Here is a 23,658-nt window from a genome sequence, read left to right as displayed (position 1 = left end):
GTTGTGATATGACCAAAAGAATCCGGCGCGGATACGTTGACGGGCGCTGGCGCAAAGTTCGAGTGGTTGGGCAGGTTAGTAAATGTAGCCTCGAAACGCATTCCCATCGACTCATGCAGTTGGGACGTCTTCGACCGCCGTCGTACCGGCCCGACAAGGCTACCTACAGCGCCGTTGCCAATTCGTCCCGCACCTGGTAGGACGTTGCTTCGTGTCGAGCGGCTATCTTTCCTCTCGTCCCCCTTTTACATGAAAGAAACAGCCATCCCCAGGCGAGAGGATGGCTGCAAGGAACATCGGGGCAAAAGTAGGGATATTTCTAAATAGCTTCAACACGCCATGTAAGCGCAAAGCTGAAACGGTTCTGGCGCACATTTGGTGATTTTCCGGCCGGTGTTTTGAGGGCGTAAGAAAGAGGTAGCTCTGGTGATCTTCGCTCCTGCTGATGAGGCATGGATGCTTGGTCCCGAACATGGCGGAAGTGACCCTGAATGGCGCGATCCAGTCGCTCGTCAGGCGGTGAGGTCTAAGTCAGTTTCTTGCGGACGTCCCTTTTGGAGGCTTTTTTTGCGCCCGTTGGTTGACTTAAAGAAGTTGCTCCTTTGCCATTCCTGCAAGACATCTTCAATTTCGATTGTCCTGCTCATCTGGGCTTACTTAGGACAGGTAGTTAATTCATCCAACGTGTGCTTCAGCTGTTCGAGCTTTGCGCCGGCGGCACCAAGCTTGCCTTCTGACGTCAACCGCTGATACTCGGAGAGATCTTTGGCGGCCTCGGGAATGCGAGCGCTACAGGGTGCCTTTGGGTCTGGCCGTTCCTCGGGGTTTCTGGAAGCCGCCGGTGACGGCGTGCCCGACTGCGTCTCCTGAGCAGCGCTGGTGGAGGACGCCGCCCCGCCAAAGAGCCCGGCCATCGCGGCCTCGAAGGTCGGTCCGTAGGCAAGGCGATCCTGCAGAGCGAGCACGACGAGACGCAGTTCGGGCATCGGGCTTCGCTCGGCCTGCAAGTAGATCGGCTCCGCGTAAAGCAAGGCATTTCCGACGGGAATGACCAGGAGATTGCCTCGGCGGACGCGCGAGCCCTGCTGGTTCCACAACGTCAATTGACCGGAAAGTTCGGCGTTCTGATCAATCCGGGCCTCAACCTGGAGAGGACCATCGACAAGTTTCGTCTTGGGAAAGTTGTAGACGACCGCGGAACCATAGTGCGCGCCATCGCTGCGTCCGGCGATCCAGCCGATGAGATTATTGCGGTTTGCCGGTGTAAACGGCAGGATGTTGACGAACTCGGTGCCGCTCTCACCCGGAAGCTTCATGAGCACGAAGTTCGGGGCAATGGGCTGGGTGCTGCGTTGACCCTGTGTATCTACGCTACTCTCGGAGGCGGGTGTCCAGAGGTCTTCGCGGTTGTAAAACATCTCCGGATCGGTCACGTGGTACAGGCCGTATACCTCTGCCTGCAGCTTCAACAGCAATTCGGAGTAGCGGACGTGCTTGCGCAGCGTCTCCGGCATTGCGCTGCCATCCTTGAACAGGCTCGGGAACATGCTCCGATAGGATCCAAGAATCGGATCCTGTGAGTCAAAGACGTAGAAGGTCGTCGTGCCATCGTAGGCGTCGATGACTACCTTGACGCTGTTCCGCACGTAGTTGATGGCGTCGCCGGCGAAGTTGAAGTGCCGCGAATAGGGAAAGGCATCTGATGTGGTAAAGGCGTCGATGATCCAAGACAGCCTGCCGTTGCCCCCGACCACGATGTACGGGTCGGAGTCGAAGGTTAGGAACGGCGCCAGCGCCGACGCGCGCGCCATGACGTTGCGCCGCATCAGCAAGCGGCTGTCAGGGCGGATGTCGTCGCTGAACGGCAGTTTAGCCAGGTCGCCGCGATCGAACGCGATGAGCAGACGTCGCAACCCTCCGCCAAGGACGATGCCCCCGCTGCCTTCGTAGGAGGTCAGATTGTTCGACTGCCCCTGCGGGTAGTTAAACTCTTTCTGGCCCGTCTTGACGTAGACGTCCTCGTCCGTCAGTTGACCGAAGTAGACCTCTGGACGCGTGAGCGTGAGTCCCGGAACGGTGCTCTGGACAGGCATGTTGCCCAGCGTCAGGATCGGCAGACCCTCTGCCGTGAAGCCGTTGACAGAGTTCATGGTTACACCGTAGCCGTGCGTGTAGATGAGCTTCTCGTTGATCCAGTTGCGACTGCTCTCGGGCAGCTTCTCGGTGTTGAGTTCTCGTGTAGAAATCATGACCTGGCGAGTTGTGCCATTAAGGTCGTAACGGTCGATGTCGATGTCGGGAAAGTCGTAGTAAGTCCGGATCTCCTGGATCTGGCGCAGGGTGTCCTGTAAGGCCTGCCAGTCCCAGAGGCGGATGTTTTTGAGGGTGTCCTGGTTGTTCACGGCGTCGGCTGACTCGACGGTCGTCTGGGCTGAAAACTCCCGCTGCGCGATGCGATCCAGCCCGTAGGCCTTGCGAGTGAAGTCGATGTTATAGCCGATGTACGGTCGCTCCCGGACCAGTTCATTCGGCTTGACAATGAAGCTGTTGACGTACCAGCTGAAGAGCTGCAGTGCCCCGAAGGAGATCACCGCAGGCAATACAGCCAGGCCGAGCCAGCGCCTGCCACGATCCGCAAAGGCACTGACCGTCGCGACAGCTGCACCCAGAAGCAGCGCAACACAGACGATCAGCAAGCCTCTAAGCATGACGTGCGCGTCCATGTACGTTGCGCCGGAGAAGACAGTATGCTCCTCAAGCATCCGGTCAAAACGGCCGATATACATCCGCACGGCCAGCATGAGCAACAGGAAGGCGGAGGCGAGGGAGAGGCCGCGCCAAGGCGGCTTGATGTAGTGTTCGCTCCTTCCTTCGAGAGCCCGGCTTCCGTTTGCGATGAAGAGAAAGAGGACCGCAATGCCGACGGCGAAGAACGCGAGCGTGGTGAGCCAGTCCGCCGTGAGCCTCCAGACTGGAAGTGTGAATAGGTAAAAGTTCAGCGGCTTGCTGAGGAGGGGATCAAGCGTGGCTCCGGCGACTTTTGGTGCGTACCAGAGGCGGGCCAGAACAGGCCAATCCGCAGAGATGGCCACGCCGCTGACGAGAGCGATGACGCCTGAAACGCCCACTGCCAACCAGCGCACGAGCGGGCCGAGCGGGATCGTGACCGGTTGGCGATTGAGGATGATGGTGTGGCTGCCGGGCAGGTCGTAGCGGTGTATCCGCCTCAAGCCGAAGAAGATTCCGTAGAGGAGGAGAAAGGTAGCCGTCGCGACTGCGGCGAATACACCCCATTGCATTCCCAGGGTCTTCCAGAAGACCTCTCCATAGCCGAGCGAGGAAAACCAGAGACTGTTTACGTAGCTCGAAAGAACCGTGTTCCCGAAGAGAAAAAGGACTGCGAACGGGACGACGACAAGCAAAACACGACGGCGACGTCCCGGGCTGTGAGGCAAATCGATCATATTGGGCATCATCCTACCCCACAAGCTGAAGCAAATCCGTTACGGACAACTAGTGCCTGGTGAGTCACCTAAGTGTACAGTCGCGGGGTTTTACGGATTGGTGATCCATATGAGAGGAGCTCTATCAGCAGACAGTTCACACTAAGCCTCGCGAAAGCGATAGCCAATATAACTATCCGTCAAGATGTAGGTGGGGTGTGCCGGATCATCTTCGATTTTTTTTCGAAGCTGGTTGATAAGGACGCGCAAATATTCGCGTTCGTTTCCATACTGTAATCCCCAGATGGCGATTAGCAAGCGACTGTGAGGTACAGGGCGACCTGCATGCTCCATCAGATAACGCAGCATCTCGAACTCTTTTGGAGTGAGGTGAACCTCCTGTCCCATTTTTTCGACACGACGACGATCGGGATCTAGCATCAAAGAGCCAACCACGATTGGAGAATCGGACGGAACTCCCGATGTTTTGGAACGACGGATTATCGACCGCAACCTCGCAGTTAGTTCCCGAATTTGAAACGGTTTCGTCACATAGTCATCGGCACCTGCATCGAGCGCCTCCACTTTGTCATCCTCTTCGTCTCGCACGGTAAGCATAATGATCGGAATATGGGGGTAACTGTGGTGAATTCTGCGACATGTTTCAATACCCCCCATTCCAGGCATATTGATATCAAGCAGGACTGCGTCGTAATCGATCATCCGCAGACGCATCAGGGCTTCTTCTCCGTTATCGGCCTCCCCGACCACGAATCTTAATGCAGTCAAAGTCTCAAACAAGCTTTGCCGAATTCCTGCATCATCCTCTACGATGAGCACATTACTTCGTTGGTCCATGCTTCACTTTTCCTTTGCCGTTCGGGGTAACGTAAGGAAGAAAGTAGTCCCAGTATGCTCGCCGCTATTCACCCATACGCGTCCCTGATGTGCTTCCGTTATCCGCTTGACTACCGATAGACCGATACCTGTGCCTGATGCCCTGCGATCCGAACCTGGGCTGCGATAGAAGCGCTTGAAGATCTTTTCTCTTTCGTCAGGGGGGATGAAGGAACCCTCGTTCCTGATACTGATGAGTGTCTCTGCCTGCTCTTCCTGAACGCCTATCGTGATGGAGGAGCCAGGGCTGCCATATTTGGCGGCATTATCTAAGACCTGAAAAAGCGCCATCTCGAGGAGTTGCCTGTCAGCCCACACCGTGCCGCGTTGCATCTTGGGCTGAAGATAGACGGGATGTGCGCCGAGTTCCTGCGAAGATGCTTCGATACTATTTTGTATGAACTGCGCGAGATCAATTTGTTCCCGTTTCAGCTTGAGGTCGGCATTGTCGATTCTCGCCGTGCGGAGCAGTCGTGTGGTGAGCTCATTGAGCTGATCGGCATGCTGATCGATCAGGGAGACAAGTCTTTTTTCGGTGCCGGACAAGGTATCCATTTCAAGCAGGCCGGAACTTGAGCTTCTGATCGTCGTCAACGGAGTTTTAAAGGCATGTGCGAGACCATCCAGTACGGCGGAACGAAGTTGCTCGCTTTGACGAGCTGCTTCAGCGCTGCTTTCCGCGGAGAAGGAGCGTGCTCTCTCAATTGCAACAGCCGTGAGCGAAGCGGTTGCATTGATCGAAGCATCATCGAGCGAATGGCCGCAGATGACCAGCGAGCCAATGGATCGTGTACCTGAGCGTAGGACGCGCCGCGAAGTTGCTGTTAGGGGGTCATCCTCGTTGTGTTCTGTAAAGCGGGTGGAACGCACTTCATCGTCTGTGACCTCACAGGTGCCGCTTCTGCATAGATGCAGGTCATAAGCGTTCCATAGTGCGACTCCCTTCACCTGCAGCGTGGTCTGAATCAGGCTCGCAAGCTGCTGATCGACTGGCTTCTGCCGGTCCAGAAGAAGAACATTCTGGCTCAGTTCATACAGCTTCTGCAGGTGTGACCGATGCATCTCGGATTCACGGGCATGGCGGCTGACCTGATTTGAAAGACGGCTCACGAGCAAGGCAACGCTTTCGAAGGTGACCAAAGCTATCCAGTCATGGGAGTCCGTCATATAAAACTTGAACAACGGTTGGGTGAAGAAATAATCGAGGCAAGCCACGGAGAGCAAAGACACGATGCTCGCCTCAAGAAAGCCCCACCGCAACGCAATAGCTGTTACGAGAAAGAGATGAACAGACGTCGCAGCGGACAGATTGAAATGAAATTGGGAAGCGACCCAGGTGATAAGCAGCGCTGCCGCGATTCCAAGGGCCATCCTGATAGCGACCTCGCGAATTGTTCTTTTGAGCATTCTTTCGCGACTGGCAACAGTTAGATTTTAGCTTTGAACCCGTTAAAAACTCATTAAAAATCCACTTATGCGTAATTGATGGATTTCACGATTCACTGGAATGGCCGGCAAATTCCGGTTCCACGAGGTGATTCAAATGAAATACATTAGAGGCCTTTTTCAATCTGATCCAATGGTCCTTGCTATACCAGAGATATGTTGCGAAGAGAGCAAGACAAGAATTCATGGCGATCAGCAGAACAAATCTAGAAACTTTTCGACCCCTTCAAACAGTTTGACGAAGCGGCTGCGCGTTTGTCTGCAGATGCTTCCGATCTTTATCTTTAGTCTGCTTCTGAGTGTCGTACCAGCAGTTGCTCAATCTACTTTTGGCAGTGTGCGCGGGATCGTGCAGGACAGCTCCGGGGCGGTTCTGACAGATACGCAGATGACGCTGCACAGTCTCGACGAAAATACGGACCGGAAGGTGAAGTCCGATACCGACGGCAACTTTACGTTTGAGAACGTGAAGGCCGGCCGCTATAGCTTGCAAGCGGACATCGACGGCTTTGCTGCGAAGGTGATCAGCGGTGTGACGGTGGCGGCGCGGCAAGATGTCCGGCTGACCGTGGTCATGACGGTCGCGGCTCAGACATCGTCGGTGGAAGTAAGCGCCGGGGGCGACCAATTGATCAACAGCGAGGATGCCAGTCTCGGCGACTCGAAGGACAATATCCAGATGACGCAGTTGCCCCTGAATAACCGGGCGACGACGACGAGTCCGCTGGGCGCTTTGGGGCTGTCGCCAAATGTGCAGACGGATAGCCAGGGCAATATCGCGCTGGGCGGTGCGAGCTCCTCGATGGTGAACTTCTCCGTTGACGGCATCTCGACGGCGAACGTGCGACAGAATGGCGCGCTGCAGGATGCCTATCCCTCGCAGGAGGGCATCTCGGCGGTGAAGGTGACGGCGTTCAACAACAGTGCGGAGTTCTCGCAGGTGGGCGACGTGACATTCACGACGAAGAATGGGACCAACAATATCCACGGCAGCCTCTTCGAGTATCTGCAGAACCAGGCGCTGGATGCCAGCCCCTATGGGTTCTCCGGCAAGGCTCCGAAGAAGTTCAACACGTTCGGCGGGTCGTTGAGCGGCCCGGTGGTTCTGCCGCATCTCTATAACGGTAAGGACAAGACGTTCTTCTTCTTCGACTACGAGGGGAACCGGCGTACGACGGCCGCACTGCAGCAGTTCCTGGTGCCGACGCAGGCAGAGCGCAACGGTGATTTGACGGCTCTAACACCCGTTTGCCAACCCACGCAGGCTAATCCGTGCACGCCGTCAGCTCCTCTAATAATTCCGCAATCGCAGATCAGCGCGACGGCGAAAGCGTTGCTGAACTTCTATCCGCTGCCCAATGTTGCGGGGCAAAGCGGGTACAACTACGAGAACTTTCAATCAACGCCGGCACGGACCGATGGTGCCGATGTCCGGATCGATCAGACCTTTGGGGCCAAGAACTCGGCCTATGCGCGATTCAGTCGCAAGAACATAACCTCGGACGTTGCCAACCCATTTCTTCCGAACGATGCGGACAGCATTCACAACCGAAGCTTTCTGGTCTCCGATACCTACACGATCACGCCGAGGCTTCTCAACGAGTTTCGCTTTGGCTTCACGAACGTGATTACGAGTGTTGGCTTCCCGATCTCGGGCGCGAGCGCGTTGCAGCAATTGGATCTGCAGGGTGTGGACATAAGCCAGCATCCAACGTCGAATGCCTTTCCGACGTTCAACTTCAGCGCGGGCACTGGTCTGACGCCGATTGGGCGAGACAAGACGGGCGTGACGAAGTCGAATACGATACAGTTCAGCGATAACGTGACATTCACGAAGGGTAAGCACACGTTGAAGGGCGGCATTGACGTCCGCAGGGTGCGGTATACCGATACAGAGCTGTTCCTGCCGTCGGATGACTTTGGGTCGTTCACATTTCAGCCGACGTTTACAGGGAACGCTTCCGCCAAACCCCCTGTGCTGCCGAATGCGTTTGGCGACTTTCTGATCGGTGCGCCGACCACGCTGTTCTTCGCGGTTTCGAGCCCCGACGTCTCTGGTTTGGCGACGCAGTACAGCCTGTTTGTACAGGATACGTACCAGCTAAACAGCAGGTTGACGTTGAGCTACGGTCTGCGCTGGCAGATGCTGCCGGGCTTCAACCTGGATGGTGGCAACGCGGCGAACTTCGATCAGAGGAACAACTCGATTGTGGTTCCAGATCAGTTAGCGGCGTATCTTGCAGCGAACAATCTTCAGAGCTCGAATCTGGCGTTCCAGCAGTCGTTCAATGCGTGCAACCTGGGTAACACCTCGATGCCCTGCACGAAGTATGTGACGGCCAGCCAGGACGGCCTGCCGAACAGCCTGCGGAATACATACAAAGGCAACTTCCAGCCGCGATTCTCCGTGGCGTACCGGCCGTTCAACGATACGAATACGGTGGTGCGTGCGGGCTTCGGCATCTATACGATGACGAACCTTGGGCCGCTCTCGTTCAACAACAGCGGCAATCCTACGTCGAATCTTCACACCTACTCCAACACCACGGTGACAGATGCAAACGGGACGCATCCGCTGATCCAGTTCCCCAACACGGCTCCACCCAGCGTTGGCGTACAGTACGGCGGCGGTGGTCTGGATCAGGGCGTCGATCCGAACTACCGCGATCCGCAGTCGAACCAGTGGAGCGTCACGGTGGAGCGTCAGTTGAGCAACTCTAGTTCGTTGCGTGTCAGCTATGTGGGGATGCATACCTACCGGCTGAGCGTGACGGAGGACCTGAACCAGCTAGCGGCAAGCACGGCGCCCTTTGGGACGAATCCGCTTCCCTATCCCAACTGGACGACGCTCTACAGCACTTTCAACGCAGGCAAGTCGAACTACAGCGCGCTGGAACTCGAGGCGACGCACAAGATGGCGCACGGTCTCTACTTCGACGCGAACTACACGCTGGCGAAGAACCAGGCGGATAACCAGGGCGACGCGCCGAGCGCCTTCGCCGGGGAGGTGAACTACGGAATTCCCATTGCAGACCGTTTCCACGTCACGCAGGACTACGGTAACGTTCAGGGCACGCGGCGTCACAGAATGCTGCTGACGGGTGTCTATCAGCTTCCGTTCGGCAAAGGCCGCACCTTCATGGCGGGTGGCGGATGGATGAATGAACTGCTGGGCGGCTGGGATCTGACCAACATCACGATGCTGGAAACGGGGCCGTGGCAGACGCCGAGCATCAGCGCTGCGGCGGATCAGTCGAATACAAACGTGGCGAACCGTGGAGCGATTATTCGGCCTGATGTAGTGTCGAATAACTTCTACGCGGGACAGTCGCGGGCGCAGTTCTTCAACCTCGCAGCGTTCGCACCGACACCGGCGGGAGCGGGGCGCTTCGGCAATGCCGGAGTCGGCATTTTGCAGGGCCCGGGGACTGCTGCGGTAAGTCTGGGCGTGGCCAAGTCGTTTCCCATCAGCGAGAGGGTTCACGCGAGATTTGAGTCGACCTTTACCAATGTGCTGAACCATACGAACTTCGCTCCGCCGGCGACGGTGGTGGATAGTCCGTCTACGTTCGGTAGGTTGATTGGGCCGCAGACGGCGGAGAACGCGGGGAACCGGACGGGACAGGTTGCGCTTCGGGTGGACTTCTAGGGTGCCGTTGGAGGCATAGCCTGTGTGTCGAGTTGGGCCGGAGTCACGAAATTCGATTCCGGTCCAGCCCTCACCGGCCATTCAAACATGGTTTTCGATCTGACTGAATGGATGCCACCCCAATTGCATGGTTACGGAATCGGGAGCAGCCAATGAAGCAGGACACCTCAGAACCCTGCAACGTCGTTCCCTTTGAATGAGGCTGGCGCTTCGATATCTCGACTTAGTGGCTTCCGACAAATAATAGAAAGAAATATCCAGTTGAATGAATTAGCAATCGTCCGGACCCAGTAATTGCTTGGCCATCTCATTACAACGAAATATTTTCGCGCAGCTAATTCGCCAACCTGTAGGCTTCTTCGCATATGGCATCCTGTCACACTCAATTCTTCCACCATCAAGGCAGCGATTGAGTCGATTAACAAAGGGCAACAATTAGAGCTTGTTAGTTGGGAGTCGCTGGATATCGGTGGCAAATACATCATCCACAAGATCTGCGACATGATCGACGAGTCTGATTATTTCTGCGCAGACATCACTACGATCAATCCTGACGTCATGTTTTCGAAATTGGGCTCGCGATCGCTCGTGACAAACGGGTTTGGCTTATACGCGACGACAGCTATGTCGATTCAACGGCCGAATTCAATCAACTCCAATTGCTAACCACAATCGCATATCGTTCTTACACCAACGTCGAGCAAATCATCAAAAACAGTGTTTAGTCCCGGCATTTGATGGTGCATACTTTTCCAGAGAGCGTCTGATCGTGACCAATATACTAGTGATGCCGCAAACTGCGCAATTTTTCACGCTTAGATCGGGTTCACGGGCGTATCCCCTCTGCAATTCTTCGAAATTTCCGCGAAGTCGCGTTTACTAAGATGGTCCGCCGCTTGATCTTCCCCGGAAGATCTTGTAGGCAGATTCAAGGAGGATCATCGACATGCAGATTCGATCGGTTGGTATTGACCTTGGCAAGACGACCTTTCACCTGGTGGCACTTGGTGATAACGGCAAGGTGCTGCTGAAGAAGAAGTTTACCCAGAAGCAGTTGATTGCCTTCACCGCGAACATGCAGACCTGCTTGATCGGGATGGAAGCATGTTCGGGGTCGCACTTCCTCGGCCGTGCTTTTACGGGAACAAGGTCATGATGTGAAGTTGATTCCAGCCCAGTTCGTGAAGCCGTTTGTGAAGTCGAACAAGAACGATTTCATCGACGCTGAAGCGATTGCTGAGGCCGTGGATCGCGAGAACATGCGCTTCGTGCCGATCAAGACAGATGATCAGCTCGACCTGCAAGCTCTCCATCGCGTGCGTGACCGGCTCATGGCGCGAAGAACCGCTCTGATCAACCAGATTCGTGCGTTTCTGCTGGTGCGAGGCACAGTGTTCGCCAAGAGCCCGATTCGGCTGAGGGAAGCTCTGCCTGAGGTGCTTGAGAACGTCAACGAGAACCTCACCCCGAGGATGCGGAACCTGGTTGCCATGCTGTGGAGCGAGTGGAAGGACCTGGAGCTTCAGATCGTGCAGATGAACGACGAAGTGGAACGGATCGCTTCGAGCGATGAAGCGTGTCGGAGACTGCGGCAGATTCCTGGTATCGGACCGCTGGTTGCAACCGCGATCGTGGCCTCCATCGGTAACGGCGCAGCCTTCCGCAAGGGACGAGAGTTCGCAGCCTGGATGGGGCTGCTGCCGAAGCAGCATTCGACCGGTGGCAAGGCGAGGCTGTATGGAATCAGCAAGCGCGGCAACTCTTACCTTCGCAAGATCCTGATTCATGGAGCACGCGCGGTCGTATTGCGATCCAAGCGGGACCGAATCGCGCCACGAAACGTATTGATCGTGGCAACAGCACACAAACTGGCGCGGATGGCGTGGGCAGTGCTCTCAACGGGCCAGGACTATCGAGCAGTACCCGAGGCACTGACGGCATAAGCAAGCTTAGAAACCAGCAACATCAAGTTCTCCACCGAGGTCTGCACCGGATAAGTGAAGATGAAAGAACAGTCAAAACGGCGCACCTGAAACCTGCTTGCCGAAATGGCCCATACGAGGCCGGCGCATTTTCTAAGGACAGGTACGCGGCGTATCTCATCAAGGCCAGGAGAAAACTCTCCACCTAAAAGGCCGAATACATTGACGCAGACTTTCCTTCATTCGAAACTTTTCCCTTGCATTCACACGGCGGACCATACATTGAGCAAGTTCACTCGGCCAGCGGGGTTCGGCGGGTCGAACTTGCCGATATCCATGGCGGTCTCAACCGGTCGATGCAACACCATCTGATATGAATTCATATTCTAAAGGTGGTGTTTATGGCACAAGGAAAACGGGACAGGCTTTCCACCGAGCAGCGGATCGACATGTGGCGCCGTTGGAAGTCGTGCGAGTCGTTGCATGAGATTGGCCGCGCCTTCGGTAAAGGCGATGGTTCCATTCGGTTCTTGTTGACGCAGCGCGGCGGGATAGTTCCTGATGCTCGTCGACGCTCGCTGCGAACGCTGACGCTGGGAAGACATCTCACGTGGAATTGCTTCCGGTTTGTCGATTCGGGAGATAGCCAACGGGTTGCAACGGGCTGTGTCGACAGTGAGCCGGGAGGTGGCGCGTCATGGCGGGCGTCCACTCTATCGAGCCAATGAAGCAGATCATCAGGCCTGGGAGTCGGCTCTGCGACCCAAGGTGTGCCTTCTTGCCATCGACCAGAAGCTGCGGACGATCGTGGCCAGTAAACTGATCCTGGACTGGTCGCCGGAACAGGTTTCGAAATGGCTGAAGGTCCACTATCCCAGCAACGAGAGCATGCGCGTGTCCCACGAAACCATCTACCGCAGCTTATTCATCCAGGCACGAGGAGTGTTGAAGAAAGAGCTGATTCAGCACCTGCGGTCCAAGCGGTGTATCCGCCGCTCACGGCACTCGCGGGCTGGCGGACAGTCCCGAGGTCAGATCGTCGATGCCATCTCTATTAGGGAAAGACCTGCGGAGGTTGAAGACCGCGCTATTCCCGGTCATTGGGAGGGCGACCTGCTTAGCGGCAGCAGCAATAGTCATGTCGCAACCCTGGTGGAACGACATTCGCGTTTTACCATGCTGGTCAAAGTGCCCAGCAAAGATACAGCGACGGTCGTCGCCGCGCTGAGCAAGCACGTGCGTAAACTGCCCGCGTCCCTGCGGCGCTCCTTGACCTGGGACCGGGGGCACGAGATGGCAAAACACAAGAGCTTCACGGTGGACACGAATGTGAAAGTCTACTTCTGTGATCCGCAGAGCCCCTGGCAGCGCGGCACCAATGAAAATACCAACGGCCTACTGAGACAATACTTCCCTAAGAAAACCAACTTATCCGGTAACTCTCAAGCCGATCTCAACAAGGTAGCTCTGCGCCTAAATCAACGCCCCCGAAAAACCTTGGGCTTTGAAACCCCGGCGAGTAAACTTCAAGCCAGTGTTGCATCGACCGGTTGAGACCGCCCGGGTTTTCGCGCAGTACGAGATGGGGTTTATCCTTCTGGCGCAATAAAGTTCCGCAGGATGGACTCGCTATGTCGCCCACAAAATGTTGTTCTGCTCGTCTCACTTCTTGCCATCGCTACCCACCCACTCCCGGCGCAGACACCTCTCAACACCGTATCCGCAGACGTACAAAAAGCATGTGATCCCAACTACAAACCCTCCACAGACGGTTTTATTTGTGGAGGGCTGATGCCGTTTTCGGTAACTCTCTGCGAGCCCGGCGTCGACGCATCGGAGCCGTCGCTCATCGCTGCACTCAAGAATAGTAATCCAGAAGTTCGATCGCTTGCAGCGGCCGAACTTGCCGAGAAGCACGAGGATCTGGCCAAACCGGCTATTGAGAACGCTCTCTCAGCAGAGACAAACACCAGGGCGAGAATAGACATTGCCGCGTCGTTAGTGAGCATGAGTGATCCGGTTGGAGCAAAGACCGGCATTTCCACCGCTGTTTTGCTACACATGAATGTGTGGCGCGAAAGCGAAGACTTGACGCTTCTATCGCCAGTCGTACTATCTCGCGATCAGCTTTTCCCAAGCGGTCCCAAATCAGGATCAATCCAGATTGGATTCTTCGTCCTTCAGTCGAAACAGAGCTCTTATCTTCGCAAACAGCCTCAGCCGAGGCGAGCTGCTCGTCGGGAAGATGACGCCTCCAGGGACGATCAGCTTAATTTCGGTCCCGGAGGCTGAAGTCATCAGCGCGAGTTTAGCGCCGATGCGAGCCGCGCGCTCTCGCATTCCCTGAAGTCCGAAATGCTCGTCCTTACCTTTATCTGCAATTGCCGGATCGAAACCTGTGCCGTTGTCATTGATACATAGGGTAAGGTCCTTCGAGTATCTGAGCTCGATCTCCAATAGGCTTGCCATGACGCATTCCTTCAGACTGTCCAAGGTAGCAAGTTCGGAGTCGTCGTATGGAAAAACGGAAAACGTCAGATTCTCACTGTCCGAAATGGCCTGCCTTGCGACAGCATCCACACACTCATCTCAGACGATCAAGGTGACCTATGGCTTTACGCACAATGTGGTCTCATCGAGATCGCAGATGCCGAGCTGCAACGATGGTGGGAGCGACCTGAAAGCAGGCTGAAACTGAAAGTTTTCGACGTGTCGGACGGAGTGCAGCCGGGGCGCGGTCACTTCAATACGAGCACAAGAACTCCCGACGGGCGATTGTGGTTTGCCAACGGCAGTGTGCTGCAAATGATCGATCCAGTTCACATGGCGGGGAATGTCGTAGCGCCCCCGGTAAGTGTTCCTAATATGGATCCATCGGAAGCCGCGATGAGCTCGTTGACTCGAGAACCAGGGTGGTGCGTGTAGGGGAAGATCTCTGTCTTGCCAGACCGATAACGAGCCAAATCACCATTCAAAAGGCCTAACCAGATCCCGCTTTGCGGATCAGCCGCAATTTTGCGGGCTAATGGCATCTGCGGCGCTGGGAACGTTTCTCGGACCTTCTGGTCCTGAATGCGAAGGAGCGTCCATGGCGGCCCCATGGTCTCAACCCATATGTTGTTCTCAGAATCTTCAGTCATCCCTGTCACGACTCCGACTGGGCTGCCGTCCTGCCTTTTGATCTGCCTGAATCTTCTCCCCTGATAGATCGTTAGAGTGTTGTCAATTCCGGCCCACAATCGTCCAATGCGATCTTCGAGAATAGATGTAACTTGATGTCCTTGCAAAGCATTCCCGGCCTGAGAAGGCATGCCACCCGGACCAAGGACGTCCAGCTTGCTCGCGTTTCCAATCCAGATAGTGCCATCCCGTGATGCCAAAACCGAATCGACTGCATCCGCGCTTAGTCCTTCGTGTGTGGAAAAGCTGCTCACCCGAAGGTCACGGAAGCAATCGAGGCCTTTCGCCGTAGCCACCCAGAGGTTGCCTTCACGATCTTCGTGAAACTCGAGTATGAAGTCACTCGATAAACCGTCTGCCGTTCGATAATGATCGACGTCAGCACCGTGAATTCTGTAGATACCCTGTTGCTGGTCCCGACCCAGAGGTTCTTCTCGTGATCTTCCAAGAGCTCTGTGACTTCGATGGTCTCGCCATTTAACTTGGGCGCGACAAATGATTTCAGCCCGCCATCGACCAGATGCTGCAACCCTCGTCCACTGCCGCTGAGAGCCATTCCAACCCAGAGAGAGCCATCTGCTGCGACTGACAAGGCCTCCACCCCGTCCACTCCCGCATTGGATTTCAATGCCTTAGGTCTATAAGCGTTAGATGATCCCGGTCGCCATCTGAGAAGTGTTGTATCGCCGCCGATCCAAAGATTGCTCGAAGCGTCCTGCACTAGAGGGCCTGCGAGGAACGCAGGCACCCCATCCTCGTTCCCGTAACAATGAACTCCTATGCCGATGACCTTGCAAAGCGGCTGGGTGTTATCGCCACTTCGATCACGCGCGATCCAGATTTCCCCGTTCACATCTTGAAGGATGGATGAGATGTACCCCTCTCCCTTTAGATAAGTGATCAAGTGCTGGTTTACCCGGTGCACCAGACCGGCATCAGTGCCGATCCAGAGGCTTCCGTCTCGTGCGCCCAACAGAGCAGTGATAGAGGTGGAAGGCATCTGTTCCACCTCCTGCGAACTTAATGAAACGAACCGGACCCCGTCAAATCTGAAAAGTCCGGCTTCGGTTCCTACCCAAATGTACCCATCCGTGGTCTGGGTAACGGTGCGTACCTGGCCACCAAAAAATCCGTCCTGTATTCTCCACGCGGTGTGTCCATACTGGGAGATGTGTCTGTCCGGGTTCAGTGCAAACACTGCACTTGCCAGGAATAGAACCAGCAAGAAGCAGCCGAAATACAACCGAGAGACGCGCATTCTCTCCGTATTTCTCATGCTTAGCCTGGTTAGAAGCAACAAATTATCCATGAGCTGAAGCCGCCAAAAGCCGACAGATCCACGAGAACACTCAAAGAGAATCAGGAAGAGAAGTCAAGCCTCTGATGATAGTGGGATCTTCTTGCGGTGGAATCTGAAAATCCCCAGTCAAAAGCTTGTGATTAACTTAACTATATGTCCTGTGGGGCCCAGATTTGCGTAATTCCGATCCATCCGGATTGACCGCCCTGCGCTGTTTTGTCAGCAGTGCGAATCCGTTTTAGACGGCGGCTCAAGTTGTCCCATCCCAGTTCCGAGCAAAGGTCGGCTCGTCTACTGGAAGGCCCTCGCGTTCGGAATAACCGGCATGCTCGTCATTTAAAAGCTTTGCGTCGCCACTTAAGTCGTCCAGAAATCTCATCTGGGAGCGCGCCATGAGGGATGAAGAGGTTCAGACGACTGGTCAGATGTGCAGCAAGCCGCGCCGAAGTGCAATGGTTACCGCATGAGTCCTGTCGTTGGCCCCCAGCTTACCCACGAGGTTCTTAATGTGGAAACTGACGGTGGTCTCCGCGATCATCAGTTGATCGGCAATTTGCTTGTTGCGATAGCCATCTCGAATCAGCCGGAGCACCTCGAGTTCCCGAGTCGTAAGATCTTCCTCGCCCAGATGCTCGGCGAGCCGGGCTGCCACCTCCGTTGGAGCATGCCGACGGCCAGCATGGACCAAACGCACTACCTCCAGCAATTCTTGCTGCGGCATGCTCTTAAGAATGTAACCCCAGGCGCCCGCCCGCATTGCCCGCTGGATATCGACATCGCCATCCGAACTCGTCAGCATAATGATGCGAGCGTCTGGATATTCTCCTCGAATCGTTATGAGGGCATCCGTCCCATTCGTGCCTGGAAGCCGAAGATCCATCAGGGTGATGTCGGGACGATGACGACGGAACTCTGTGAGTGCCTCCGCTGCATTTGCCGCCAGTCCAACCAAAAGCATGTCTGGCTCTGACCGAAGGATCGTGGTCAATCCTTCACGGAAGACCGGGTGATCCTCGACGGTCAGGATACGAATAGGTTTCCCCGGAGCCATAGTCAATTGTCTCGCCTCGGACAAATGCCAGGCAAGGTGTGTCGGTTGCTGGGCCTGTGACGCGGTTCATGCGGCGGCTCGCAAGTACAGGATCTGGGCTGGGTTCCGCCGGCAACCGCTATGCTGGCGCCTTCACGGAACTTCAACCTGCGCTCGTACCAGCCCCAGTGACTTCCGAAAAACGGTTCTTGCGAGATGACTATCGGCGGAACTGGGCCATGGAGAACGACGCAAACCCACACACTGACAGAGATGAGACCAGCTTCAAGAATCGACCTCGTCGAGTTGTAGCGGGAGCTTACGGAGACGTTTGCCGGTTGCTGCAAATATCGCATTGGCTACGCTGGGGCCGATGAGCGCCAACGGTGGTTCGCCGATGCCGCCGGGAGGACGTCCCCCTTCAACAAGATGAGTTTCGAGATACGGCGCATCGGGTATCCGCAGCACGTCATAGCTATTGAAGTTCTGTTGTTGAATCATCCCGTTCTTAACCGTGATCTTCTCCTTGAGAGTGGCACTGAGTCCCATAAGAATAGCGCCTTCGATCTGGGCGCGAATGCCATTCATGTTGATGACGCGCCCGGGGTCGACGACGGTCACCACGCGATCGACCTTGAGGTGTCCGTTCTTGACCGTGACCTCGGCTACCTGCGCAAGGTATGTGTTCTTGGAGAAAAAGCAGGAGATGCCTCGCCCACGATGAGGCCCAAGGGGTTTACCCCAACCAGCTTTCTCCGTGGCTAGGTCGAGTATCTGAATCATGCGTGCCCGATCGCCACCGAAGTTGGATTTTGGCGGTGTGGCACGCGCTAACGCGGTTTCCAACAGCCAGCGGCGGAAGAGATAGGGGTCCTTGCGAGTAAGGTGAGCGAGTTCGTCGACAAAGGACTCTATCGAGAAGACGTTGAACGATATTTCGACACCGCGCCAGGCTCCGCGCGTCGCGCCGCTATCGACCGGCACATAGGACATCCGAAAGTGCTCCACAGGATAAGGGTGATCGACAGCGCCCCCTAGTTCATAAAGCTGCGCCTGCCTGGGATTTCCCTGGCCAATAATGGTGGTATCGACGAGACGGTCCGTCCACGAAACAATATTCCCTTGCCGATCGATACCAGCTCGGAGACGATGCATACCAGCTGGACGGTAGCGATCATGGGTGAAGTCATCTTCCCGCGTCCAGACAAGTTGCACTGGTTGCTGAATTTTACGAGCGATCTGAAGTGCCTGATGATCGAACGGTACGCCGAAACGGCGGCCAAAGCCCCCGCCCATGAAGGTGACGTGGACGGTCACCTGGCCCTTGTCGATACCTAGGATTTTGGCGGCCGTCTCCTGAGACCCTCCACCATCCTGTGTTGGCGACCAGATCTCACACCGGCCACCATCGAGCCTCACCGTCATATTCATCGGCTCCATAGTGGCGTGCGCAAGAAAAGGAAATTCATAAACACTCTCAATGCGCTTTGCGGCCGGAACCGTGTCGGGATTCAGACCCGTGTTGGATGAATTCCAATATTCCTGAGCATCGAGCCCCGCTCGGATCTGTACAGTAAGAGACTCGGTAGACTCGTCCTGATACTGACCCGGCTTCCATTCGACGGCCAGCGCATTGCGGCCTTGAATCGCCGCCCATGTATTAGTGGCGACCACGGCGAGTTCACGGGTGTCTTTGTTGGCCGAATAAGGATCGGCTGGAATCTCGAAGACCTCGAGAACGCCCGGTACGGCTTTAGCTTTAGCAGCATCATAACGGAGAAGATCGCCGCGGAAGTACGGGCACTGGGCGACGACAGCATAGACCATTCCAGGGAGGCGAACGTCGAGACCGAATTGAGCTGCACCCTTTACCTTGTCGGGAATATCGAGATGGGGGATCGAACGGCCAAGAAGCGTGAAATCCTTAGGGTCCTTCAATGGCACAGTATTGGGGTCAGGAAGCGGAATCCTACGCGCATCCTTGACGAGTTCTGCGTATGGAAAAGTGCGACCAGAAGGCGTGTGTATGACCTGGCTGCTGCGAGCGTGACATTCAGTCGCAGGAACTCCCCACCTGCGGCCGGCCGAAGCAATCATAACCTCTCGAACCTGCGCACCCGCCTGCCGCAGCGGTGTGTATCCCTCCCAGACTGAGCCGCTCCCCCCGGTTCCGCCGGCGTTATCGGCCTGCATCACGGTGATCTTGGAGAAGTCGATCTCAGCCTCTTCGGCCAGAATCATGGGCAACGAGGTGAAGACGCCTTGCCCCATCTCAGATTTGTTGAGCACCAGTTGTGTTCTTCCATCCGGATGAATGCGAATCCAAGCGTTGAAAGGATCTTTAGTGTCCCCGGAAGAAGCCGAATGAAACCGACCGCGAAGTGTGAGACCCACAACAAGGGCTCCGCCCGCTGCCGCCGATGTCGCAAGAAATGTCCGACGCGAGATCTCGGAGGATTTCTCTGCAGGGGCGGGGCTGGGTTTGGTGCTCACGGCCGCACCTCTCCCGCAGCGCGGTGAATGGCGTTGCGAATGCGGAAATAGGTAGCACATCTACAGACATTGCCAGCCATCGCGTTGTCAATATCTGAGTCAGTGGGGTGAGCGTTCTGGGCAAGAAGTGCTGCAGCGGACATGATCTGCCCCGCTTGGCAGTAGCCGCATTGCGGGACTTGTTCGGCGATCCATGCGTCCTGTACCGGATGAAGACCAGTTATGCCTAGGCCCTCGATCGTGACGACGTGCTTTCCGGCCGCTGTCGCCACTCGAGTCTGACAGGAGCGCGTTGCAGAGCCATCGATATGAACAGTGCATGCACCGCAGAGTCCGATGCCGCAACCGTACTTCGTGCCAGTCAGGTTGAGAAGATCCCGGAGCACCCAGAGTAGGGGCATCTCCGGATCGGCATCGATCGTTTGCTGGTGACCGTTGATCTCGAGATTGAAGCGCGCCATCGTCAACTCCGGGATTCAGATTCTCCTCATTCGAGGAGTCGTGCCAGAGGTTTGCAGGGAACCGGCCCGCACACGCAGTGAAACCTGCCTCGCCTGCAGCAGGGATGCCGGTCGCAAGGCGGGTCCTGACCTGTCTTGAAACGTTCGCTGCATGATTTGCACTTTTCGCTGCAAAATAGCGTCGGATTTGTACACATCCGGGGAAACCGAGGAATAGCATTGAGGATGATTGAATGGGGAGGCCTGAATGGGCACTATGAGGGAGGCTATTGTCGCACCAAGTCTGCACGAGGCAGTGACTGCGCCGAACTCGTTCCATCCAAGAGGATTGAAAGACGTCCGTCCGAACTCTTACGCCATCATCTTTTCGATCTCCGGGGCTCTGTCGTTGGCAACCGCAAGCGAATGCAACTCCATCACGCATCTGCCGTCGCTACTGTATGGCGTGACGCTTTGGGGATGGTGGGGGCTGCTCGCCAGCGTCCTTTGGATGGTCGGACGGAAGCTCCCAGCTCTGAAGCTCTTTTCGCCCAAAATAGTAATCGTGCACCTCTGTTTGGCTCCGTTGCTAGCCTGGCTGCATCTTCTGTTGCTCTGGAGTATCAGCTTTACGGTGCCACTGGCTCAGCGCGCCGATGTCCCGCAGTCGGAATGGAATCGGCTGATCGAGATCAATCGTTTCGGGATCGAATTCCTGATCTACGGTTTCATCGTCGGGGCAATCGGCGCCGTTCAATACCATGTTCGGTCGCAATATGAAGCCATCAGATCATCAGACTTGCAAAGGCAACTCGCTGCTGCGCAGCTACAGGCTCTCCAGATGCAGCTCGAACCACACTTTCTGTTCAACACGCTCAACGCGATTACGACCCTGGTCGAACTCGGACGATCACAAGAAGCCGCTCGGATGCTGGCGCACCTAAACACCATTCTCAAGAGCACTCTGGCAAGCGCCACACCCCAGAAAGTGCCTCTTTCGAAGGAACTCGAAATCGTCGACAACTATCTGGCGATCGAGCAGGTGCGTTTCGCCGACCGGCTCACCGTCGAGTTGAAGGTCGATCAGGGAGCTCTCGGCGGACTGGTGCCCAGTTTCCTTTTACAGCCAATCGTGGAGAATGCCATTCGCCACGGGATAGCCCATTGTGAAGGCCGAGGACTGATCGAAGCATCCATCCGGCGAGACGGCGAGATGCTTCGTCTGAGAATACGCGATACCGGGCTTGGTACTAAGGCGCCGCCAGGAAACGGCAGCGGAATCGGTCTCAGGAACACCCGTGAGCGTCTCAATCACTTTTACGAGGACCGTTTCGAGATGAAAGCGGAGCCCATATTGACAGGCGGCTTCGAAGTGGCGATCTCGATTCCGTATGAACAATGAGACTACGTGCACTCATCGCCGATGATGAGCCCTTGGCTCGCGAACGACTGAGATACCTTCTCTCACTCGATACGGATATTGAGATAGGAGCAGAATGCCGGACCGGCAAAGAGGTGATCGCCGCGTTGAAGGAGTCTCCATTTGACGTTCTCTTTCTCGACATCCAGATGCCAGGTCGAGGCGGCTTCGAAATAATCGACCAGGTCGGCGCAGCGAATATGCCAATCACGGTCTTCGTTACGGCACATAACAAGTATGCGATTCAAGCGTTCGAAGTGAATGCCCTCGACTACCTCACGAAGCCCGTGGAGCCGGATCGTATCCAGAATACTCTCGTACGAATCCGTGAGAGGATCATGTCGCGTACTGCATTCAACACACAACATTACTGGATGTCTGCCCTCGCAGGACTTGAGCAACTACTCGCTCCCCAGGCAGCTTACCCCTCACGCATTCTTGTCCCGAACGGCGGTGGCAAAGAGTCTGTTGTCAACGTGGATGAGATCGACTGGATCGAGGCGGCGGATTATTACGCATGCCTTCATGTGGGACAGAAGCGTTATATGCTTCGGCAAACCATCAAAGACCTCGCACAAACTTTAGATCCGACCAAATTCGTCAGGATTCATCGGTGCGCGATAGTTCATATAGGCCGCGTTTCCGAAATCCTGCGTGAAGGCAGAACAGAGGGCTCCGTCATTCTGGCAAGTGGGCAACGCTTGCGAATGAGCAAGGCAGGATGGCAGGCTTTGCTGGCAATGCACCATCGTTAGCCACACTGAGTCCTGGAGTGCCCGGCGACTTTTGTGCCAGTGGAGAAAATAAGAGACAGGCATGAGAGGAGCCTGGAATGGCACGAGGCAAGAGGTATCAACCGGAGCAGGTAGTGAACCTGCTCCGGCAGACCGAAGTAGCCGTGGCGAACGGCGAGAGGACAGCGCAAGCATGCAAGGAAGCGGAGATCGTGGAGCAGACGTACTTCCGCTGGCGAAGGAGTATGGGGGGCTGCAGGTAGACCAGGCGAAGCGGCTGAAAGAACTGGAACAGGAGAACGCGAAGCTGAAGTCGATCCAGGCCTCTCGTGCGGCGATATCGATCGTGATGTCTCCCGATGTGCGCCTCGATCCCCGGCGCACTCGCCAGGATGCGGAGCCATTGTTCTTTGTAGAGCGTGACTGGAAACCGGCCCATGCCGTACAGAGAGAGCCCGCCGTTCGCGCTCACTTTCAAAGTGAGGCCACCCTTGTCTTTGCTCTTGAGCTGGGCATTCTCAGCCCGCAGGCGCTCCAACTCGGCTTGCATCTCAGATTCACTCATCGTTTCCCTCCTCCGATTCTCTTCACACATTTCATTTTGCAAGCCTCCCGGCGCGGCGCTTTTTGACCGGAACATACCGATATAGCGTATCCCGGCTGATGCCGAACTCACGAGCGAGCGCAGCCTTCGAGTCACCATCGGCAACTCGCCGTTGCAACTCGGCCGCCCGCGCGGGTGTCAGAGACGGCTTCCTGCCGCGGTACTTCCCTTCCCGCCTTGCGATCGCAATTCCCTCACGCTGGCGCTCGCGGATCAACTTTCTTTCGAACTGAGCAAACGCCCCCATGACACTCAGCAACAGATTTGACGTGGGCGAATCCTCGCCGGTGAAGATCAAGTTTTCCTTCACAAAGACGATATGAATGCCCTGCTCAGTCAGACCCAACACTATTCTGCGCAAGTCATCGAGGTTGCGGGCCAGCCGGTCCATCGAGTGACAAAACACTGTATCGCCTTTGCGGACGAAGCTCTGCATGGCCTCCAGTTGCGGCCGTTTCGTATCCTTGCCCGAGGCTTTGTCGGTAAATGTTTTGTCAAGAGCCTGGCGAACCGCGTTTTGATCCAGGAAGCTAACACGCAGGTAGCCGACCTGCTGGCCTCTGGACGGCTTGCGCGTTCGAGCGGGGCGAGGTGTCCGAATATACTCTTTGACCTTCGTCATTACCTGTACGACAACTCAGAAAGGGACCCTATGGCGACATTGGTTCGCCGGGTGTCGGACGTAGGGTTGGGCTATACCTATTTGCTACAGCCTCGTAGGCTAGCGCTCCGCGTTAGACTCACTTAATCTGTTCCTCTGAATCTCTGCTTTGGCCGAAGTGACGAATGATTGAATCAATTACCGTTCAAAGTGTTGCTACTTACAGCAGCATCTCCCCTCAAACGATGGCAACCCTAGCGGTCGCACAACCCGCAACCATGTTCGCCCCCGATTGGACGAAACCAGCGGCCGTACTCGTCTACAACGATGTTAACCATGACTCGCTTGGCTTCGACAGGATGTTTCCCGACCTCTCTGGCGTTCTCGAGAGCCATTTTGCACGCTGGGTTTAGGCGTTTTGGGCACAGGGGCGCCTATCGACCCACCTATAACCGAGGTGTGTGGAAGGACACGACCTGAGTTGAGGTAACCCAGATCG

The 23,658-nt window shown here is 55.8% G+C and carries 16 protein-coding genes and 3 pseudogenes; 8 read left to right on the top strand and 11 right to left on the bottom strand.

What is annotated here, in order from left to right; genetic code table 11:
* Positions 1-653: 653 nt before the first annotated feature.
* From BDD14_RS22380 to BDD14_RS22370, 3 genes are all read right to left on the bottom strand, one after another.
* The gene (locus BDD14_RS22380) at positions 654-3,464 is read right to left on the bottom strand and encodes a UPF0182 family protein (RefSeq protein ID WP_242618131.1); all 2,811 of its coding nucleotides are present in this window, start codon (positions 3,462-3,464) and stop codon (positions 654-656) included.
* A gap of 141 nt (positions 3,465-3,605) precedes the next feature.
* Positions 3,606-4,301, bottom strand: a complete 696-nt coding sequence (locus tag BDD14_RS22375) for a response regulator transcription factor (protein ID WP_130421380.1) — start codon at positions 4,299-4,301, stop codon at positions 3,606-3,608.
* Between the two features lie 3 nt (positions 4,302-4,304).
* Positions 4,305-5,747 (bottom strand): sensor histidine kinase, encoded by a 1,443-nt coding sequence (locus BDD14_RS22370; RefSeq protein ID WP_130421378.1) that lies wholly within the window; start codon positions 5,745-5,747, stop codon positions 4,305-4,307.
* 136 nt (positions 5,748-5,883) lie between these two features.
* Here BDD14_RS22370 and BDD14_RS22365 point away from each other — a divergent pair, with 136 nt between their 5' ends.
* From BDD14_RS22365 to BDD14_RS22355, 3 genes and pseudogenes are all read left to right on the top strand, one after another.
* A complete protein-coding gene (locus BDD14_RS22365; protein ID WP_242618130.1) occupies positions 5,884-9,435 on the top strand; it encodes a TonB-dependent receptor in 3,552 nt (1,183 codons plus the stop codon).
* 946 nt (positions 9,436-10,381) lie between these two features.
* A pseudogene (locus BDD14_RS22360) lies at positions 10,382-11,378 on the top strand (IS110 family RNA-guided transposase).
* A gap of 380 nt (positions 11,379-11,758) precedes the next feature.
* A pseudogene (locus BDD14_RS22355) lies at positions 11,759-12,911 on the top strand (IS30 family transposase).
* Between the two features lie 600 nt (positions 12,912-13,511).
* On the opposite strand, the gene BDD14_RS22350 reads toward BDD14_RS22355, so the two are convergent.
* From BDD14_RS22350 to BDD14_RS22325, 7 genes and pseudogenes are all read right to left on the bottom strand, one after another.
* Positions 13,512-13,826 carry a sensor histidine kinase gene (locus tag BDD14_RS22350; protein WP_130421374.1) on the bottom strand — a complete coding sequence of 105 codons (315 nt, stop codon included), beginning with the start codon at positions 13,824-13,826 and terminating at the stop codon, positions 13,512-13,514.
* 350 nt (positions 13,827-14,176) lie between these two features.
* A complete protein-coding gene (locus BDD14_RS34630) occupies positions 14,177-14,872 on the bottom strand; it encodes a two-component regulator propeller domain-containing protein (RefSeq protein WP_423201812.1) in 696 nt (231 codons plus the stop codon).
* Positions 14,788-15,537, bottom strand: a complete 750-nt coding sequence (locus tag BDD14_RS22340) for a two-component regulator propeller domain-containing protein (protein ID WP_165420198.1) — start codon at positions 15,535-15,537, stop codon at positions 14,788-14,790. The genes BDD14_RS34630 and BDD14_RS22340 overlap by 85 nt, the downstream gene beginning before the upstream one ends.
* Before the next feature lie 69 nt (positions 15,538-15,606).
* Positions 15,607-15,795, bottom strand: a pseudogene (locus tag BDD14_RS34625) (hypothetical protein); the annotation flags it as partial.
* Positions 15,796-16,258: 463 nt separating this feature from the next.
* Entirely contained in the window at positions 16,259-16,888 is a 630-nt protein-coding gene (locus BDD14_RS22335) for a response regulator (RefSeq protein WP_130421370.1), read from the bottom strand.
* Between the two features lie 264 nt (positions 16,889-17,152).
* Entirely contained in the window at positions 17,153-19,360 is a 2,208-nt protein-coding gene (locus BDD14_RS22330; protein WP_165420197.1) for a xanthine dehydrogenase family protein molybdopterin-binding subunit, read from the bottom strand.
* Complete coding sequence (locus BDD14_RS22325; protein ID WP_130421366.1) at positions 19,357-19,821, bottom strand: (2Fe-2S)-binding protein; 465 nt, start codon at positions 19,819-19,821, stop codon at positions 19,357-19,359. The genes BDD14_RS22330 and BDD14_RS22325 overlap by 4 nt, the downstream gene beginning before the upstream one ends.
* 247 nt (positions 19,822-20,068) lie before the next feature.
* Between BDD14_RS22325 and BDD14_RS22320 the strand changes: the two genes are divergently transcribed.
* The 4 genes from BDD14_RS22320 (at position 20,069) to BDD14_RS34620 (ending at position 22,585) form a co-directional block, all read left to right on the top strand.
* Positions 20,069-21,202, top strand: a complete 1,134-nt coding sequence (locus BDD14_RS22320; protein ID WP_130421364.1) for a sensor histidine kinase — start codon at positions 20,069-20,071, stop codon at positions 21,200-21,202.
* A complete protein-coding gene (locus BDD14_RS22315; RefSeq protein ID WP_130421362.1) occupies positions 21,199-21,975 on the top strand; it encodes a LytR/AlgR family response regulator transcription factor in 777 nt (258 codons plus the stop codon). Before BDD14_RS22320 ends, BDD14_RS22315 begins: the two co-directional genes overlap by 4 nt.
* Positions 21,976-22,052: 77 nt before the next feature.
* Positions 22,053-22,217, top strand: a complete 165-nt coding sequence (locus BDD14_RS22310; RefSeq protein ID WP_130421360.1) for a transposase — start codon at positions 22,053-22,055, stop codon at positions 22,215-22,217.
* Positions 22,148-22,585: a hypothetical protein gene (locus BDD14_RS34620; protein WP_207231799.1), complete on the top strand. Its 438-nt coding sequence runs from the start codon at positions 22,148-22,150 to the stop codon at positions 22,583-22,585. Before BDD14_RS22310 ends, BDD14_RS34620 begins: the two co-directional genes overlap by 70 nt.
* Here the strand turns inward: BDD14_RS34620 and BDD14_RS22300 are convergent.
* Complete coding sequence (locus BDD14_RS22300; protein WP_130421358.1) at positions 22,551-23,180, bottom strand: recombinase family protein; 630 nt, start codon at positions 23,178-23,180, stop codon at positions 22,551-22,553. The genes BDD14_RS34620 and BDD14_RS22300 overlap by 35 nt on opposite strands.
* 164 nt (positions 23,181-23,344) lie before the next feature.
* Between BDD14_RS22300 and BDD14_RS22295 the strand changes: the two genes are divergently transcribed.
* A complete protein-coding gene (locus BDD14_RS22295; protein ID WP_130421356.1) occupies positions 23,345-23,572 on the top strand; it encodes a hypothetical protein in 228 nt (75 codons plus the stop codon).
* Positions 23,573-23,658: the final 86 nt, after the last annotated feature.

This window comes from Edaphobacter modestus, assembly GCF_004217555.1.
In the GTDB taxonomy this organism is placed as follows: domain Bacteria; phylum Acidobacteriota; class Terriglobia; order Terriglobales; family Acidobacteriaceae; genus Edaphobacter; species Edaphobacter modestus.
Note: the sequence above shows the minus strand (reverse complement) of the source record. Positions and strands in the feature narration are given on the sequence as shown.

Coding starts and splice junctions, on each gene's coding strand:
- BDD14_RS22335 (WP_130421370.1), bottom strand. CDS start 16,888: ATGGCTCCGGGGAAACCTATTCGTATCCTGACCGTCGAGGATCACCCG.
- BDD14_RS22315 (WP_130421362.1), top strand. CDS start 21,199: ATGAGACTACGTGCACTCATCGCCGATGATGAGCCCTTGGCTCGCGAA.
- BDD14_RS22325 (WP_130421366.1), bottom strand. CDS start 19,821: ATGGCGCGCTTCAATCTCGAGATCAACGGTCACCAGCAAACGATCGAT.
- BDD14_RS22370 (WP_130421378.1), bottom strand. CDS start 5,747: ATGCTCAAAAGAACAATTCGCGAGGTCGCTATCAGGATGGCCCTTGGA.
- BDD14_RS34620 (WP_207231799.1), top strand. CDS start 22,148: ATGCAAGGAAGCGGAGATCGTGGAGCAGACGTACTTCCGCTGGCGAAG.
- BDD14_RS22350 (WP_130421374.1), bottom strand. CDS start 13,826: ATGGCAAGCCTATTGGAGATCGAGCTCAGATACTCGAAGGACCTTACC.
- BDD14_RS22340 (WP_165420198.1), bottom strand. CDS start 15,537: ATGCCTTCCACCTCTATCACTGCTCTGTTGGGCGCACGAGACGGAAGC.
- BDD14_RS22295 (WP_130421356.1), top strand. CDS start 23,345: ATGATTGAATCAATTACCGTTCAAAGTGTTGCTACTTACAGCAGCATC.
- BDD14_RS22365 (WP_242618130.1), top strand. CDS start 5,884: ATGAAATACATTAGAGGCCTTTTTCAATCTGATCCAATGGTCCTTGCT.
- BDD14_RS22300 (WP_130421358.1), bottom strand. CDS start 23,180: ATGACGAAGGTCAAAGAGTATATTCGGACACCTCGCCCCGCTCGAACG.
- BDD14_RS22310 (WP_130421360.1), top strand. CDS start 22,053: ATGGCACGAGGCAAGAGGTATCAACCGGAGCAGGTAGTGAACCTGCTC.
- BDD14_RS22320 (WP_130421364.1), top strand. CDS start 20,069: ATGGGCACTATGAGGGAGGCTATTGTCGCACCAAGTCTGCACGAGGCA.
- BDD14_RS22380 (WP_242618131.1), bottom strand. CDS start 3,464: ATGATCGATTTGCCTCACAGCCCGGGACGTCGCCGTCGTGTTTTGCTT.
- BDD14_RS22375 (WP_130421380.1), bottom strand. CDS start 4,301: ATGGACCAACGAAGTAATGTGCTCATCGTAGAGGATGATGCAGGAATT.